At 37.6% G+C, this 16,990-nt stretch carries 14 protein-coding genes and 2 pseudogenes; 4 read left to right on the top strand and 12 right to left on the bottom strand.

The window, feature by feature from the left end:
* The first annotated feature begins 39 nt into the window (after nucleotides 1-39).
* Nucleotides 40-417, top strand: a complete 378-nt coding sequence (locus tag HOO54_RS25120) for a thiol-disulfide oxidoreductase DCC family protein (protein WP_172293268.1) — start codon at nucleotides 40-42, stop codon at nucleotides 415-417.
* 291 nt (nucleotides 418-708) lie between these two features.
* On the opposite strand, the pseudogene HOO54_RS05685 reads toward HOO54_RS25120, so the two are convergent.
* The 3 genes and pseudogenes from HOO54_RS05685 to HOO54_RS05675 form a co-directional block, all read right to left on the bottom strand.
* Nucleotides 709-1,617, bottom strand: a pseudogene (locus HOO54_RS05685) (IS3 family transposase).
* A gap of 214 nt (nucleotides 1,618-1,831) precedes the next feature.
* Nucleotides 1,832-2,551, bottom strand: coding sequence for a restriction endonuclease (locus HOO54_RS05680; protein WP_172293266.1), 720 nt, complete (start codon nucleotides 2,549-2,551; stop codon nucleotides 1,832-1,834).
* 475 nt (nucleotides 2,552-3,026) lie between these two features.
* Nucleotides 3,027-3,835, bottom strand: a pseudogene (locus HOO54_RS05675) (IS4 family transposase); the annotation flags it as partial.
* Between HOO54_RS05675 and HOO54_RS05670 the strand changes: the two are divergent.
* Both HOO54_RS05670 and HOO54_RS24115 read left to right on the top strand, forming a co-directional pair.
* Nucleotides 3,775-4,047 carry a hypothetical protein gene (locus HOO54_RS05670; protein ID WP_253907841.1) on the top strand — a complete coding sequence of 91 codons (273 nt, stop codon included), beginning with the start codon at nucleotides 3,775-3,777 and terminating at the stop codon, nucleotides 4,045-4,047. The pseudogene HOO54_RS05675 and the gene HOO54_RS05670 sit on opposite strands and share 61 nt — an antisense overlap.
* 1 nt (nucleotide 4,048) lies before the next feature.
* Nucleotides 4,049-4,345, top strand: coding sequence for a UvrD-helicase domain-containing protein (locus HOO54_RS24115; RefSeq protein WP_253907624.1), 297 nt, complete (start codon nucleotides 4,049-4,051; stop codon nucleotides 4,343-4,345).
* 358 nt (nucleotides 4,346-4,703) lie between these two features.
* On the opposite strand, the gene guaA is transcribed toward HOO54_RS24115, so the two are convergent.
* From guaA to HOO54_RS05640, 5 genes are all read right to left on the bottom strand, one after another.
* Nucleotides 4,704-6,245 carry a glutamine-hydrolyzing GMP synthase gene (guaA, locus tag HOO54_RS05660; RefSeq protein WP_172293264.1) on the bottom strand — a complete coding sequence of 514 codons (1,542 nt, stop codon included), beginning with the start codon at nucleotides 6,243-6,245 and terminating at the stop codon, nucleotides 4,704-4,706.
* 162 nt (nucleotides 6,246-6,407) lie between these two features.
* Nucleotides 6,408-8,657: a DUF4129 domain-containing transglutaminase family protein gene (locus HOO54_RS05655; RefSeq protein WP_483861909.1), complete on the bottom strand. Its 2,250-nt coding sequence runs from the start codon at nucleotides 8,655-8,657 to the stop codon at nucleotides 6,408-6,410.
* 2 nt (nucleotides 8,658-8,659) lie between these two features.
* Nucleotides 8,660-9,853, bottom strand: a complete 1,194-nt coding sequence (locus HOO54_RS05650) for a DUF58 domain-containing protein (RefSeq protein ID WP_253907623.1) — start codon at nucleotides 9,851-9,853, stop codon at nucleotides 8,660-8,662.
* Between the two features lie 8 nt (nucleotides 9,854-9,861).
* Nucleotides 9,862-10,827, bottom strand: a complete 966-nt coding sequence (locus HOO54_RS05645) for an AAA family ATPase (protein ID WP_172293258.1) — start codon at nucleotides 10,825-10,827, stop codon at nucleotides 9,862-9,864.
* Between the two features lie 338 nt (nucleotides 10,828-11,165).
* The gene (locus HOO54_RS05640; protein WP_172293256.1) at nucleotides 11,166-12,041 is read right to left on the bottom strand and encodes a cation diffusion facilitator family transporter; all 876 of its coding nucleotides are present in this window, start codon (nucleotides 12,039-12,041) and stop codon (nucleotides 11,166-11,168) included.
* Between the two features lie 252 nt (nucleotides 12,042-12,293).
* Here HOO54_RS05640 and HOO54_RS05635 point away from each other — a divergent pair, with 252 nt between their 5' ends.
* Nucleotides 12,294-13,844, top strand: a complete 1,551-nt coding sequence (locus HOO54_RS05635; RefSeq protein WP_172293254.1) for a multicopper oxidase family protein — start codon at nucleotides 12,294-12,296, stop codon at nucleotides 13,842-13,844.
* Nucleotides 13,845-13,904: 60 nt separating this feature from the next.
* Here the strand turns inward: HOO54_RS05635 and lepB are convergent, their stop codons facing one another.
* The 4 genes from lepB to HOO54_RS05620 all read right to left on the bottom strand — a co-directional run bounded on the left by lepB (nucleotide 13,905) and on the right by HOO54_RS05620 (nucleotide 16,369).
* A complete protein-coding gene (lepB, locus tag HOO54_RS05630) occupies nucleotides 13,905-14,447 on the bottom strand; it encodes a signal peptidase I (RefSeq protein ID WP_172293252.1) in 543 nt (180 codons plus the stop codon).
* 278 nt (nucleotides 14,448-14,725) lie between these two features.
* Nucleotides 14,726-14,857 (bottom strand): hypothetical protein, encoded by a 132-nt coding sequence (locus HOO54_RS24685; RefSeq protein WP_301539273.1) that lies wholly within the window; start codon nucleotides 14,855-14,857, stop codon nucleotides 14,726-14,728.
* A 49-nt stretch (nucleotides 14,858-14,906) separates the two neighbouring features.
* A complete protein-coding gene (locus tag HOO54_RS05625; RefSeq protein ID WP_172293250.1) occupies nucleotides 14,907-15,935 on the bottom strand; it encodes a hypothetical protein in 1,029 nt (342 codons plus the stop codon).
* A gap of 50 nt (nucleotides 15,936-15,985) precedes the next feature.
* On the bottom strand, nucleotides 15,986-16,369 hold the full coding sequence (locus tag HOO54_RS05620; protein ID WP_172293248.1) for a septal ring lytic transglycosylase RlpA family protein: 384 nt from the start codon (nucleotides 16,367-16,369) through the stop codon (nucleotides 15,986-15,988).
* Nucleotides 16,370-16,990 lie beyond the last annotated feature (621 nt).

Below are 16,990 nucleotides of genomic sequence, written 5' to 3'. Positions count from 1 at the left end.
TTTATTATTTTAAAAAAATTATTGGAAGTGAATATTTTTATGAAGGTGCTTATATATGACAGTGAATGCAATGTATGTAGTCGGTTTATAAGGTTTATTGTTCGTATTAATATAAATAAAGAGCTATACATTACAGATTTTCATAGTAATTGGACACGAAAGAATGTGGTACTTGATCCAGACATCGATAGCATGATCTTTATATCAAATAATAAAGAATATCTACACTCAAGTTCTATCATAAATCTGCTCGCAGAATCAAATTGGATTTTTAAGCCGTTACTAATATTTAAATTAATCCCTAAGCAACTAAGGGACAGAGTGTATAAAATCTTAGCAACTAACAGAAGAAGAATTTTAAAATCTGGTTCTTGCCCCGTTCCCTCAGAAAAAGCTAAAAGAATGTTTTTATCATAACATTTTATTATCTACTAACTTCAGACTCCTATAATTAGTTGAGAAACCATATGAATATAATATAATGATGTGACTTAGATAAAACTCCGTTGGAGTAATTACCACCCGTTATCACGAGTGGTTTTCTCTGTGGCTGAAAGCCTTTGTTACTGACCAAACCCTGAATGGACCTATGTCAAGATATTGGACACTTAAAATATTAAATTATTGTCAAGGCTGCAGCGCTTCGCTTGCTGTCCTCTTAATAGAAGGAATTAAGAGGTAACTAAACTTCTACTCTATCAGTTGTATTCACTTTTGCGCATACTTTTTCTCATAAGCTATCGGTGATAAATAACCAATAGATGAATGAATACGTTTGTAGTTGTAAAAAGTCATGATATAGGCAAATATGCTTCTTTTTGCTTCTGCTCGTGTTTGATACTTCTGATGGAATATGAGCTCCTTCTTGATCACACTGTGAAAAGATTCAATACATGCATTATCGTAACAGTTACCTTTTCTGCTCATACTTGTCGTAATCTTATAGTCTCGTAGAACTGCTTGATAGTCATACGCTGCGTATTGACTACCTCGATCGGAATGGTGAATAAGCCCTTTCTGTGGTGGCTGCTGGTTTATCGCCCGTTTCAAAGCTGTAATGGTCAATTCCTTCGTCATACGTCTACTCATTTCCCAACCGATGATTCTCCTTGAAAATAAGTCCATGATCGTAGCTAAATACAACCAACCTTCTCTTGGACTCCATATAAACACGCTTCACTTCGGCTGTTAGCTTTTCTCTACGCTTTTTCTGCTCACATTTATCTCGATTCCTCCAGTCATAATAACCACTTTTCCAAACACCTAATACTTCGCACATCTTCGCTACACGGAACTCGTGTCGGTGTTTTTCGATGAAGTCATAAATTACTTCTGGTTTTTTGCGAAGATGCCCATAGCCTTTTTTAAAATGGAAACTTCCTCTTCCAAGTCACGAATACGTTTATCTTTTTCATAATTAGCTTGATCCTTGGGATTAAGATTCCCACTTCCTACAAAGGCATCCTCCTGCTCTTCCTTATACTTATCCCCCCACTTATGCAAGGTTTGATGAACTAAATCTAGCTCTCGTGCAACTTCAGCTACCTCTCTTCCATCTTCCACAACCATCTTAACAGCATAGATTTTAAAGTCTTTATCGTATCTTTTTCCGTTCATTTTGGACACTCCTAGAAATTATTAGTTTCAGTATAAAAATCTCTATTCTCTGTGTCCAATTATCAGGCTAACATCATAAACTCATATAAAATGATATAAAAAAATTAAAACAATGCGATTTTAATGCAATAAATGCAAATCACTGTTTTGAGTTATCACTATAAATATTTGATATCTTCTACAAAAGACGTTTCAATTGAAGCGTCTTTTTTGGTTAAAGAAAAAAGTCTCTTATAAGTTTAGATTCTACTCCAAGTACATCAGTACTCATGAATTGTTTTATAGCCAAATTTAACCCTAAGTTGTCGCTATAATCACATAGTATTGTAAGATGTTTTTTATCTATACCTCTTACGAACGAATTAAAATTTGTACCACTCTCTTCTGCTTCTTTTTTAGAAAAATATAAAATCAAAAACGGCTTACCATCTGCATCTATATTTCGAATATATGTACCAGTTACCTGTCCACTATCCCCTTTTTCCATTAAGCAATAAAAAGGTTCACCAATGACTGATTCGTCAGGTAGCACCACCTGTAAGCGCTTCTGAATTACTGCGACAAGTAAAGACTCTTCACTTCCAGAAATCAATTCGATTCCGTGATGTTCAGCAAACTTATTGGCTCCACTTTGATAGCCTTTAGGGGCTACCATTACACCCACTGAATTAGGAATATCTTCTAAAATTGATTTTAAAGCTAATACTTTTTCTTTGGAGACTTTACTATTCCAATTCTTGCACTCAAAGATTACTTTATGAGTGATACCATTTAGCTCAAATTGGTAATAGACATCTATATTATGTGTTACACCTGATTTACCAACTATATTGTGCTTGTTCTTGACTTCAATATCTTTATTAGCAAACTCTGATAGTACTTGATAAACGTATTGAATCAATGATTCCAGTCTATCTCCCTTAGTTTTAAACATAATTTAACTCCTTGCTAATATTACCTATTGTTAATTATAACATATTGATTAGCATGATGATAAGACTGTCTATTAATACTCTTGTGTACTATTGTTCATATTTCACTTATTTTTTTAAACTCTAAACCCAATCTTTCTAAAAAATCCTTTATCAATCTCAGTTTCTTTGATAAGTTTTCTCAAACTCAAGAAGCCCATTAAAATCGCCACCTATGTTCAAAATAATAAAATAAAAAGATTCAATCTCACTCTAATTGAATATTACCTAATACTATACGATAATAGGTCGAAAGAAGTAAATAATTAGTAGATTACTTTTAGAGAATAGAGCATTAGTGTTGCATGAATATTATTTGAATGTTCAGAACTTAACTTATTGGAATTTAGAGCCAAAAAGGTGACTACCCAATTAAAGGTGGATACACCCATTTGGTTTTTATTTACATTTAGACAGTTGCGACAACGACAATATCCATTAAGGAATCGTTTTTCCTTCAATCTTTCGTAACCAAATATGCGCTGGCTTCCACAATGCAGCCCTCAAATAACGGCTAATTTGCAAGGTTTTCCGCTTGCTATTCGTTTCGATTTGAACGAGAACATGCAGGCAAAAGACAATTAAGGCAATAAATAGTTGGTTTGGGATGGCCCATTCACTTTGACCATAGAACTTTTTGATACGGAGATGCTGTTTTATCCACTTAAAAAACAATTCGATTGTACATCTGTGAAATGTCTTCGGCACTTACATCAAATCGATTGGTGATCAGTTGAAGCTCATTCCCTTTGGAATCAAGCACTTTTATCCGTCGAAAGTAGTTCTCTGCACGGTTTTGAGGTGTTCCAATCAAGACCATTTGATCGGATAAAACAGAAGATTCTTTAGGTAGTTTAAAATCGCAAATTTTCCGTAGTCTAGAAAGGAAAAAGTAGCCATCGTCCGTCATGCGATCAAAGCGCTCATAGTCCAAATAACCACGGTCAAACACATACATGCATTCCTTCGTCCACCATGACCTCAAGCTGACCGCGGTCATGTTCCTTTGCCGTTGTGATCACAGCCTTTTCAGGATACGAGATCCCTTTTTCCATAAACGCAAGCCGCAAATGCAACTTCACACCGGCTTTTGTTTTACGGAATTCAGCCCACGGATGATGGGTTAGATTTAAGGGCACGGTGCTGGAGTCAATCATTTTTAATGGCATAATGCGGTTTGAATAATGTGTTTTGGCGTGAATTTGTCCGACCAAGTCAAGAAATAGCCATTGAAAGATATCTGGATTCTTTAAGAAATATAGGTGACGATTGGAAAGAAGATGACAAAAAGAAAGCACTGATAGCTTCTAGATATTTAAATTCCATAGGTAAAGGTGAAAATGCTCTAGAATTAGCCTCGGTATTGAAAGATAATTTGGAATTAAAGGGACAGGATGAATATCAAGATTTTATAGTGCCAAAATATATAGCAAATGCAATTCAATGGGTGTGTGAATAATATGATTATTGATGCTCAGACGAAATTGGAAATAGAACATGATTTTAAGGTAGAAGCTGGTCCTGCTGCGGGGAAAACTGAATTATTGGTAAATCATATCAAAAATGTAATACAGAATTCTGAAAGGCTTGAACGTATGAGGAAGATTGCTTGTATTACTTATACAAATACAGTTGTTGAAACAGTTTTACAAAGACTTGGAAAAAGTGTCTCAAATAGAGTGGATGTGTCTACAATTCACAGCTTTTTGTATAGAAATGTAGTTAAACCATATTGTTCTTTTTTACCAAAGGAATAAAGTTTGTGTTCAAAAATTAAATGGTCATAATGACCCAGTTGTGATTAATAAATACGTTCGCGAATGGTTATAAAATGGGGATTACAAAGGGTTAAAAAACATCCCAATACTAAAAATCAACTGCTAAATATGCCTACTCTAAATAAAGCTCTACAAAACTGGCTTTTATCTATGAAAATCCTTTTATAAAAATAATGATATAAAATTTGTTTGTGATAATACCAAAGCTAAAGCATTTGTGACCGAACCTTTTACACCTTGACTAGCTAAACTAGGATTGAGATAGACATTTCTTCCTGTATCTAAGTTGTAAAGAGCCGAAACCCTTGTAAACAAAGGGGTTTCAGCTCTCCTTCTATTATTCCCACTCAATCGTTGCAGGCGGCTTGCTTGTAATATCATAAACCACACGGTTAATGTGTTTCACTTCGTTAACAATCCGGGTTGAAATTGTTTCAAGCACATCCCATGGGATTCTTGCCCAATCAGATGTCATACCATCAATCGAAGTGACGGCACGAATACCGATTGTATAATCGTATGTGCGGGCATCTCCCATAACACCGACACTGCGGATATCAGGGAGAACGGTGAAGTATTGCCAAATATCACGTTCAAGTCCGGCTTTCGCAATTTCTTCACGTAAAATTGCATCTGACTCACGAACGATTTCCAGCTTTTCTTCGGATATCTCTCCCAAAACGCGAATGCCAAGACCAGGACCAGGGAAAGGCTGGCGCCAAACAATTTCATCAGGAATACCAAGCTCTGTTCCAAGTGCACGAACTTCATCTTTAAACAGTGTATTCAATGGTTCAATCAGTTGAAACTGCATGTCTTCAGGCAGTCCGCCAACATTGTGATGTGACTTAATCGTTTGCGCTGTTGCTGTACCGCTCTCAATAATATCGGTATAAAGCGTACCCTGTGCAAGAAAATCGATTCCCTTCAGCTTGTCCGCTTCATCATCAAATACATAGATAAATTCATTTCCAATGATTTTTCGTTTTTGCTCAGGATCTGAAACACCTTTCAGCTTGTTCAAAAAGCGGTCTTTTGCATCCACTTTGATCACGTTCATGTTAAAACCTTCGCTAAAAGTTTTCATGACGCCTTCTGCCTCACCTTTACGAAGCAGACCATGATCAACAAATATACAAGTGAGCTGATCTCCGATTGCTTTATGGATTAAGACAGCGACAACAGAGGAATCAACACCGCCGCTTAGTGCACATAAAACTTGTTTATCTCCAACTGTTTCGCGGATTTTCTCCATTTCAATTTCGATAAAGTTTTCCATTGACCATTCGCCGACACAGCCACAGACACCGAAAACAAAGTTTTTCAGTAGATCATTACCATATTCAGAATGGCGAACCTCAGGGTGGAATTGCACACCGTACCACTTTTTATCTTTATTGCTCATGGCTGAGTTTGGACAATGATGGCTTGTTGCATCAACGGTAAATCCTTCTGGAACTTCAACAACCAAATCACCATGACTCATCCAAACGACTTGTTCGTTCGGAAGATCCATAAACAGATCTGGTTCACCTTCTATGTGAATATTGGCTTTACCGTACTCACGCTGACTTGCTGCTTCCACTCTTCCCCCTAGATAATGGGTCATAAGCTGCATACCATAACATATCCCAAGCACAGGGATGTCCAGCTCAAAAATCTTTTCGTCACAGCGGAAAGCCCCTTCATCATATACACTGTTCGGACCGCCTGACAAAATAATTCCTTTCGGATTTATTTTTTTGATTTCTTCAGCCGACAATGTATGCGGATGAAGTTCGCTGTACACACCAAATTCACGGATACGGCGAGTAATCAGCTGATTATATTGGCTTCCAAAATCCAATACGAGAATCATTTCATTAACTAACTTTGTCATGGTGTCACCTCTTTATCAAATTGTCTTTTGCACAGAAAAAATGGCGGCGGACATACGGGTCCTGCCCCCATTCGCAGGGTCGCATCAGTATGAAAGACTGAGCTGCCAGCAAAGGTTTTTAATATTCACTAATTCTAACAATAGGATAGAAAGCGGTCAAGACTATCTTCTTTTAATTAAATTTTCCCATAACTCTACTGAATGTTCCCAAAGCTCTTGAGCATTTTCTTTTCGATACAGAACCCTTTCATAGCGCAAAGTTAAATCCGTCATCTCACAATTGTGATAGTGAGCATCGACTTCAGCCGCAAACTCCCGAAGGGTTTGGGTCGCTCCTCTTTTCATGCCTTTTCGACTCAGTTGGTGAAGCAATGCATCATAAGCTTTGAAGAAGACCGTCTCATCGCGCCGGTGTTTCAGCTTCGCAACAATAACCAGCGGTATCCATCTTGCACGTGTAAAGTAAAGACTTACTGTTGCCCCGGCAATGAAAACGAACAGAATCGCTCCGCCAATCCAGAGAAAACGATTGAAATCTTGATGTTTAATCGTTGTATGAGCCTGTGCGGTTTCTTTTGAAACAAAATCTTTTTGATTTGGTTGTTTATTTTGTTCTTTTTTGAGTTTTTTTTCATCTTGGTTTATCTTTTGTTTCTTCTCTTTTTCAATTTCTTTTGAAACAGCTGCATCCGTATCATTTTTTTTCTGAGCATGAGTTTGTTTATGCAAGTTTTCAGGACTAGTGAAACCTTTTGTCGGCTCAAATGTAACCCAACCCTGACCTTTAAAGTACACTTCGACCCAAGAATGAGCATTGTTGTTTGTTACTTCATAAATTTGATTTTTTCCATCGGTTGTTGTTCCGGCATACTCTCCTGAAGTGTAACCTTTTACCCAACGAGCAGGTATATTTGCACCCCTCAATAAAACAATCATAGCTGATGAAAAATTATCGCAATATCCTTTTTTTGTTTCAAATAAAAATTGGTCGACATAATCTTGATTTTTATTCGGAACAGCGACATTTTTTGTTTCATAGGAAAAGTCAGGTGATTGTAGATAATCTTTAATCGCTTTTGTTTTGTCATATACATTGTCTTGATTCTGTGTCAAATCCTTGGCGAGTTTTCGGACTCGGTTAGGAAGAGAGCTGGGAAGCTGTAAATATTTTTTATGGTTAATGCTCCATTCTTCTTCAGAACTCATACTAATGTTTTGAAGATCATTCACATTAAAATCAGGTGATTCATAGACTAATGTATAACTTTCAAGGTTTTTGACATTTGCTCCCGCTTTTCCAAAAGGACCAATTCTCTCTGTATGATTGTTCATCTGAAGAGGTATAGAAGAATGATTTAATTTAATTTTGCTTGTTCCAATTGGATAAAGCGCATGGTTATAGCGATATTCTGTATCCATATCGAGTTTTATATGGCGGGTTTTTGTTTTAACACCTTCTTCAAACCATTGATAATGAAGTTTATCATTCTCTATTTTGTAAGTTGAGCCGTTTTCCTCATCTTCAATCCAGCCTTTCCCACTATAATAACTCTTTGTCTCTGCTCTGAAATAGCTTCTTTCCTCTCCTTGCCATGTAAACACCCAAGAATCATCAGTTTTATAAGGACCTCCAAGTGTTTGATCATTTGTACCATAACCAACTTGACTCCCATCTTTACGATCAGAATCGCTGTTTGTTGTTTTTTTAATAAATGGTACCGGATCTGGCCAGATCGGGTCTGGTTTCGGTACAGCAGCTCCAATACAAATTGAAATAACTGTCATGGATAGTAGAAACGCAAACCATTTCATAAACAGCGATCTGGAAAATTTATAATTCTCACTTTCCTTTACCCGTTCTGAATAGAGAAGCCCCAGCAGCAGAAAACCGAACAGCATAATTCGAACAATGGCATATGATGCATCAAATGGGGTAAATGTATCAAGAACAGTAATATAGACAATCGTCATGATAAAGAAAAAGAAAATTCTCCGCTGATAAATGACCCAATAATGGAGAAGATATACAAGCAGCCAAAGTAGGACAAAAAAGAGCATTGACCTAAACAAAGGCGACATTTCCTTCCACATCCCTGAAATAATGAAAGAACCATTCTGATTGAATTCTTTCGCTAGCTTACCGATCCATGAAACAGAAAACAGAGAATCTGTGTAAAATATTTGATGGAGAGCAAATAAAATAAAACCAAGACCTAATGGAAACTTAACGAACCAAGGAATCTCAAAAAATGTAAGCAAAAAAACAAGTGCGATAAATATAATAAAATAGGCGGTATGACCCGTATTTGTAAAGTATTGCAACGGACGAAGCCATTCCCATAGCAGCAAAAATGTTAGTGCATATAAAAATAGCAAACCGACCCGATCGCCTATTTTCCCGGACATCATCATCTTCACCTCGCTTTCGCAAAAGCTTGAGAAAAGTGATTTTCAGCAAATACATTCACTTCAATTCCCCGCACTTTCAAATGTTGTATAAGCAGTTGCTCATCCTTTAAAAATGAATCGTTTTTTCCTTTGATTAAAAATAGCTTAATTGCCTTACTTCTTAAAGTTTGTTCTAGAACCTGTGACAACTCAGGTGTGATGCTACCTGTCACAATATATTTAACAGTGTCTCTCATATTGGACGACAGTTTCAATTCTCTCTCAAGCTGTTGATCAAACGGTTCAACAGCATTACAATCAACAAGTGCCAAATGGTAGAAGAGCTTTTTCAAATGATCATCACCATAGCAGACCGGAAAAACATGGCGGTCTTTCCCGATAGAAACAAGCCCGGTACTAATCCCGTTTTTTAAAGCGGATCGTACAATAGACGCTGTAAACATCACCATATCTTCGAAAACAATGGAAGGAGACTGATCAAGCCAAATCAGTAAATCATGCCCTTTCATTTGTTCAAATTCCTTTGTTATTAATTGGTTCCGCCGTGCAGACGTTTTCCAATCCACCCATGAAAAACGATCACCTGGCTGATATTCTCTAATTCCTGAAACTAAGACACTGTGTTGTTGCTGAATATCGGAAATGGTCCCAACTTGATCATCAAAACTCCCGGATTTCCCAATATAATTGATATCTTGATAAGACGGAAAAACAAGCAAAGAAGTCTCAAGCGGTATATACACTTCTTTCTCAAGCAGCCCTAACAGATCACCGCTGCGAAGTCTAACTGCTTTTAAGTGGTGCTTGCCTCTTGGAATCGATTTGATTGTATAAGTTACCCTGACTTCCTTTTGAAACCATAGGAAAAGAACTCGTTTTGCTCTCGTCATCTTGTCACTCTTTAAGAGCGAGTTTGGCAAACAATCTTCAACAACTACAAACATAAGCGGAAAGGGGAATTTTCTTTTTAAAATGATTACGGCTTCTAATTGTTCACCGGCTTTAAACTGGCTCTGACTCAATTGCCGCTTTACCGTTATTTTTTTTAATGGATAAAAAGCAAACAGGATGGCGTACAAAACAAAGGGGAGAAAAGCATAAAATAAAAACCAGCTGACAAATCCCCCTTGAAACATTGCATAACTGAACAAGGCAATCGGCAGAGCTGCTAAAACGAGAAGCTTCCATCCATACATCATACGAGCTATCATGATTTCATTTTCGGCCTTTCCATTGGGACCTTTGTATCCATGATAATGTCTTGAAGAATCGTTTCCGGATGTTTTCCTTCAAATTTGGCCTCTGGACGTAATATCATTCTGTGTGCAAGGGTAAAAGGCGCCAAATATTGGATATCATCTGGAATAACATAATCGCGGTTATATAAAAAGGCAAACGCTTGAGCCGCCTTCATTAAAGAAATCGATCCCCTCGGGCTAACCCCGAGATAAATATCAGAATGATGCCTCGTTTTTTGAATCATTTGAACGATATATTCTTTAATCGATACATCTACGTAAACCGTTTCTGCTTGTTTTTGAAAACCTGCTAGTTCGTCCTTTGTAATAACGGACTCGATATCTAACAGCGGGTGTCTTTTTTCCTGAAGGTCAAGCACTTCAAGTTCTTCTGCAACTGTTGGATAACCCATGCGAAGTTTAAATAAAAAACGATCCAGCTGTGCTTCAGGTAACGGGTATGTCCCTTCATATTCAACTGGGTTTTGTGTCGCCATTACAAAAAAAGGCCTGCCAAGCGACATTGTTACTCCATCTACAGTCACACTGTCTTCTTCCATTGCTTCAAGCAGGGCTGATTGAGTTTTTGGTGATGTACGATTAATTTCATCAGCTAAAATGATATTTCCCATAATCGGACCTGATCGATATTCAAATTCAAGTGTTTTTGGATTATATATCGAAACTCCAGTTACATCTGAAGGCAGTAAATCGGGTGTAAACTGAATTCTTTTAAATTCAGCACCTGTTGATTTGGCTAAAGCCCGAACCATCATTGTTTTTCCTACGCCAGGCACATCTTCTAACAGCACATGCCCGTTTGCAAGAATGGCGGTCAAGCTCAATACCACGATGTCTTTTTTTCCTACCATTACTTTTTCAATATTATCGGCTACTTTTCCCAAAGTAGGGTGAAGTGTTTCTTGGTAAGCCATCCTCTTCCTCCTCATTGTGAGCGATTCGAAGTCTATTTTACTTTACAATAAACGATCTGTCCGTAGAAAACAACTAACCTATGAAAATAGACTTTTTATTTTGATTTCTTCTAAAGGAGATCATTGGATAATCGATGTGAAAAGTATGCAGAAAAACCACGAAGACAAGTTTTTCTCCGCGGTTATCCGTTATGAAAATAAACAACTGACTACTTTTTCTACACTTTTGGCATAGATTGATCATATATAGATGGCGAGTAAAACACACCATCCTATGAATTGGTTGTTTGAACAAAGGGCACACCCTTACACTTATTCTGCTTGAAAGCTAGAAAAGCTTATTTCTCGTTATGATAAGGTTCAATGTGAATATGAGAATGGATAATGGCATGTTCTTGCTGCATTCTTCTTTCGATTTCGTCAGCAATCTCATGGCTTTCAGCAATATTCATGTCAGGCTGCACTTCAACGACTACCTCAATATGTACTGCACTTCCCAAATAACGTGCTTTTACATCTTTCAGCCGTCCAACACCTGGAACTTCTTGAATTGTTTTTTTGTATTTTGAAATATCTTTAATATCAAAACCATCTGTTAAGGAATGGGCAGCTTCCTTAAAAATATTCCATGCCGTTTTGCAAATGATAAGCCCAATGACAAAAGCTGCAACTGTATCCACCCAGATCAGATTAAATTGTGAAGCAAAAATACCTACAAATGTTCCAATACTCACAAACGCATCTGATTTATTATCAGCGGCAGCCGCATAAAGAGCATGGCTGTTTACTTTTTTGGCGAGCCTTTTATTGTACATGAAAACTAAGAACATGATGACTGCACTGCCTGCCGCTGTCCAAGCTGCTATCATATCCGGAGTTGTCACCCTTGGGTGAAAGAGCATTTCTCCTGAACGATATAAAACCTCAAGCCCGACAACCATCATGATAAATGATGCAACCAGTGAAGCAATTGTCTCAGCACGAAAATGACCGTATGGATGGTCTTCATCAGGCGGTTTTTGTGAAATTTTAAGCCCGATCAGCACCGCTAAAGAAGCCATGATATCTGTTGTGTTATTAAGTCCATCTGCCCGGAGAGCCTCAGAATGAAAAACATATCCGATGATCAGCTTAACAGCTGATAGCACAAGGTAAGCCACGATACTGACCCATGCGCCTGTTTCTCCTTTTTTTAATTCGTCATACCGTTCCATAAAAAAGCTTCCTTTCCCATCCATGTTTTCGCCTTTTAATCATACAAAGTAAAACTTGAGTAAGTCTATAGAAACATGATTCACTTATGGCAGAAATATAGTCGGAAAGGAACTTTTTTTATCTAAGGAAAAAAACTTCTCCTTGAGACAATTAGCGGTTTTCCTCTTGACTGCTAAAGGAACCTAACTGGTCATCCTGTACTATAATGTACTAATTATTTCATCATCAGAACAAAAAAGGACAGGTGAATCATGGAACTTGAAAAATTTGTTGATCCTCTCCCCATTCCTGAAGTGCTCATACCGCACGAAAGATTAGGCAGCAAAAGCTATTATGAAGTGACGATGGAAGAATGTTATCAAAAACTCCATCGCGATCTCCCGCCTACTCGGCTTTACGGATATAATGGATGTTTTCCCGGTCCCACATTCGAAGTGAAAAAACATGAACTGATCGCAGTGAAATGGATGAATAAACTCCCAGATCGTCACTTTCTCCCAATTGATCATACGATTCATGACAACCACCATGTAGATGGCGTCAAAACAGTCGTACATCTGCATGGCGGGAAAACACCAGCCGACAGTGATGGCTATCCTGAGGCATGGTTTACAAAGGATTTTAAAGAAACAGGGCCCTATTTTAAAAGTGAAATCTCTGAATACCCCAATGATCAAGATGCAACTGCTCTCTGGTACCATGATCATGCCATGGCCATTACAAGACTGAATATTTATGCTGGATTGGTTGGGTTATATTTTATCCGTGACAGGGAAGAACAATCACTAAACTTGCCGAAAAAAGAATATGAAATTCCTTTGTTCATTCTAGATAAATCTTTTCGTGAAGATGGTTCATTGTTATATCCCCGTCAACCTAATAACAACCCTTCAACCAATCTGCCTGATCCATCAATCATCCCTAGTTTTTGCGGGGATACCATTTTAGTAAACGGGAAAGTTTGGCCCTATGCTGAAGTCGAGCCGCGAAAGTACCGGTTTCGTATTCTAAACGGTTCGAACAGAAGAATATATGAGCTCTATTTCGATTCCGGACTCATCTTTCAGCAAATTGGATCAGATGGGGGTCTTTTAAATCACCCAGTAAAAGCCCAGTCGCTGACAATCGCCCCGGCTGAGCGCTGCGATGTGATTGTTGATTTTTCAAATATAGAAGGTAAAACCATTACACTCAAAAACCGCCTCGGCTGCGGCGTACAGGAAACAGAAGCAGATCCAGATCGTGACGACGCGTACATTATGCAATTTCGCGTCTTGAAACCATTGAAACGAAAAGACATGAGCTCAATTCCGAAAGTATTAAGAAAACGCCCTTATTTTGACAAACAACAGGTTCATGGGATCAGAAAATTAACATTGGGAGCAGACAGTGATCAATATGGAAGACCCGTTTTTCTTCTCAACAATAAGAAGTGGAGTGATCCTGTAACTGAGACGCCGGCACTTGGAAAAACGGAAATCTGGTCGATTATTAATACAGGGAGAGGGATCCATCCGATTCATTTACATCTCGTTCAGTTTCGCATCCTTGACAGCCGGCCATTTGACATGGACAGATTCCGCGAAAATAGAGAGCTTGTTTTCACAGGACCCGCCACTCCCCCTCCTCCTAATGAAAGAGGGCTGAAAGATACTGTGAAAGTTCCCCCAGGATCTGTTACACGTATTATGGCTAATTTTAGTCCATATAGCGGTAGATATGTATGGCATTGTCACATTTTGGAGCATGAAGATTATGATATGATGCGCCCCCTTGATATCACAAAGACTCCCCAACGCTAACACCTCCGATTTACGAAAAAAGGTCAATTAAGAGTGTGCAATCTTAATTGACCTTCAATCCTATTCTATTCCACCGATTTCATTGAATGGAAAATAGCGAAATTCGACTTTGCCGATTACCGAATCTTTTGAGATAAATCCGATGACGCGGCTGTCTCTGCTATTTCCGCGGTTATCTCCCATCACAAAATAGCTGTCTTTCGGCACTTTTTCTTTTCCCGTTACGTCTTTCAATGTAAAATCATGGGTTAAACGCTCATCACCTATTAGTTTTTGTTTGGATTTTTTCAAATATGGTTCATCATACTTTTTTCCATTAACATAAAGAACATCATCCTTCATTTTAATCGAATCTCCAGGAACACCGATCACTCTTTTTACATAATTTTCGTCAGCATCAGGTGCCTCAAAAATGATTTTATCAAACCTCTTAATCTCACTAATTTTACTAATCATCACCATATTGCCGTCTTCTAAAGTTGGTGACATGGACTCTCCCAAAACGGTTGATGGTGAAAAGAGAAAATAACGGATACCAGCAATGATAACCGCAGCAATAACAAGTGTTTTTAACAATGACAACATTTCTTTTTTTATGTTCATATGTACTCTCCTTTGTTTTAGTTGATTTGGGGCATTTATCAACCGAACATCAATACACTTGATACTATATAAATTTAGTTAAATTAGTAAATAATCCTTTATTTTTTGGCTTACAAATATCATAACATGCCCAAGCAAATTCAAGCCAATAATAATAAATTATCTTAACACATTAAAGGTGGTGGTTAACCCATATGTATGATTATGAGGACTACGATCCCTATAGCCCTGCTCGGAAGAAAGAGGTTGCCCGGCTTTCCCGCCAAAGAAATTGGCATTCAGATGATAACCGCTTCAAATGCAGACCAAAAAACTGTTCTAATGAACATGATGATCGATTTAAATGCCGGAGAAAAAAGTGCTGACTGATGATTAAAAGCCGATTGATCATCATCATCGGCTTTTAACATTTAAAAATATGCCAAAAACAGCAAGGATATGCATTCCCGTTTTTTTTTGTCAGTTCAAAACTTTGAAGCTATTGATGATCCCATCTGGCTTTTCCCACTCTTTTTTCACTGTTTTTGTGTCGCGATCATAAGAGTAAATCGTCCTTACTTTCGCTTCATTTTCTTCCTCATCTTTAATGATCTTCGCATCTTTTGCTTCAGCAAGAAAGAAGATTTTCTTTCCATCCTTTGAGAACTGCGGTAAAGCTGAGTCGATCAATGTAAACGCCTTTTGATCAGATATTACAGTTCGACATGTTTTTTTGTTATTATCCATCATCGTCATAACCGTTTTCTTACCATCGTCAATGGTCTCAGTAAAAACTGCTGTTTTCCCATCTGGTGAAATTCCGATATCATTAACATATTTCGCTACTGTTTTAATATGCTGGATGCCTTTTTGATCAGCCAGTGAAATCCGCATATCCGTCGGTTCTGGTAAAATCCCCTTTTCATTCGCCTCATTTGTTTTTTGACGATCTTCTTTCATTGAATAATGCAATAAAATAAATTGATTTTTTTCACGATTGTATTGATAGAAACTAACGTTTTCATCTTTATTTTTTGCTTCTGGATAGATTGAAGAAAATGTTTTCTTTTTCAAATTAAATGATGCTAGCTGAAAATTCTCACGATCCGAGGGAATGCGGCGCAGAAAAAGTGTTGACCGATCTTTTGATAGACTTAACTCATCAATATCCATCTCACCTGAATATAGAGTCGTTTTTTCGCTTGATTTGAGGTTCAGTCTAATCAGACGTTTCACATTGTTATCAGTATTTGTGTAATAAAGTAAGCGATCTTTCTGATCAAGAGCCATCCCCGGATAGCCTGTCATTTTTTCTTTGTAGAGTATGTCTTGATTTTCATAATATGAAGTCATAAGCTTTTGATCGGTTATCGCAACAAGCAGATCTGTACCACTGCTTTGACTGCTTTTTTCTGGTTCACTGTGCTTTGAATCAAAAAAACGGACAGCCACTATCCCGCCAGCAATCAACACAACCGCAACAAATAAATATACCATTCTTTTTTTCATATTAATCTCCACCAAAAAGAAGCAAGAAAGATTTTCTTGCTCCATTTCGTCTATTTTTTATAGTAGTAATGTCCTTTAATTTTCCCTTTGCTTGTTGAGAAACCTAAAGCTCTAAATGCTCGCGGACTTACATCCAACACAGCGCCACGAGGCATTCTGCCAACATCGTATTTATATACTGTAATCACTTTTTTCGGTTTCGCTTTTGAATATACTCTAATTTTCGTACCTTTTCTCGGAACATCAAAACCCATTTTTGTTGCACAGTCCCAATGACCGAGTCTTTTTCCGTCAGCGCCTCTTTTTCCAACTCCATTATACCATGTAATGTAGCCGCTGACTTTTTTAACTTTAGCACTAGCATGATCTGTGAAATGGAATGACATGAGGATGCTTGCTGCTAAAATTAAAACGGAAAATAGTATTTTCTTCATAAAATAAATAGCCTCCAGGTTGGGATTTATTTTGATAGTTTAGATTATACCTGGTTTTTTGGGAATTCTACTTTACAGTTTGTTTACGGTTAAAGTGCAAATATTACACGGTTGTTTAAAAAATGATATAAACTTGGATATAAATAACAATACATCAGGTGACCGTACCAGTAAAACGATATACAACCCCTTCAGCTATCAGTCATCAGTATTTGCAAACAAGCAACAAAATACAATCCCTCTGTCTAAGAATGCTTGACTGAAAGCTGCCACACATGATAAAGCATAACCTTTTCGACGACGATTCTGTGGAGTAAAGACAAGATTGACTGCGATACCCAATCCTGAGTCAGTCTTGCTTTTTATACCATTGAAACAGGGAGACCGCATGAAGAATTCTCAATTCCCTGAGATGCAATCCTTTTTGCTTGATTTCGTTCAATTGCCTCATATCATATAATGAGTCTTTGCGAAATGAACATATCCAATCTGTGACCAGCTCTAGACCTTGGTAATTGGCTTTTTTTAAAACCTGAACTGTATGTCATAACTTTGCTCACTTTGTCCAGTTTATAAAGCTTTTGTTTTTCATATGTATTTTTTTCGGTATTTCCCACGCAA

The sequence above is a fragment of the Bacillus sp. WMMC1349 genome, from assembly GCF_013155385.1.
Lineage (GTDB): Bacteria > Bacillota > Bacilli > Bacillales > Bacillaceae > Bacillus.
Note: the sequence above shows the minus strand (reverse complement) of the source record. Positions and strands in the feature narration are given on the sequence as shown.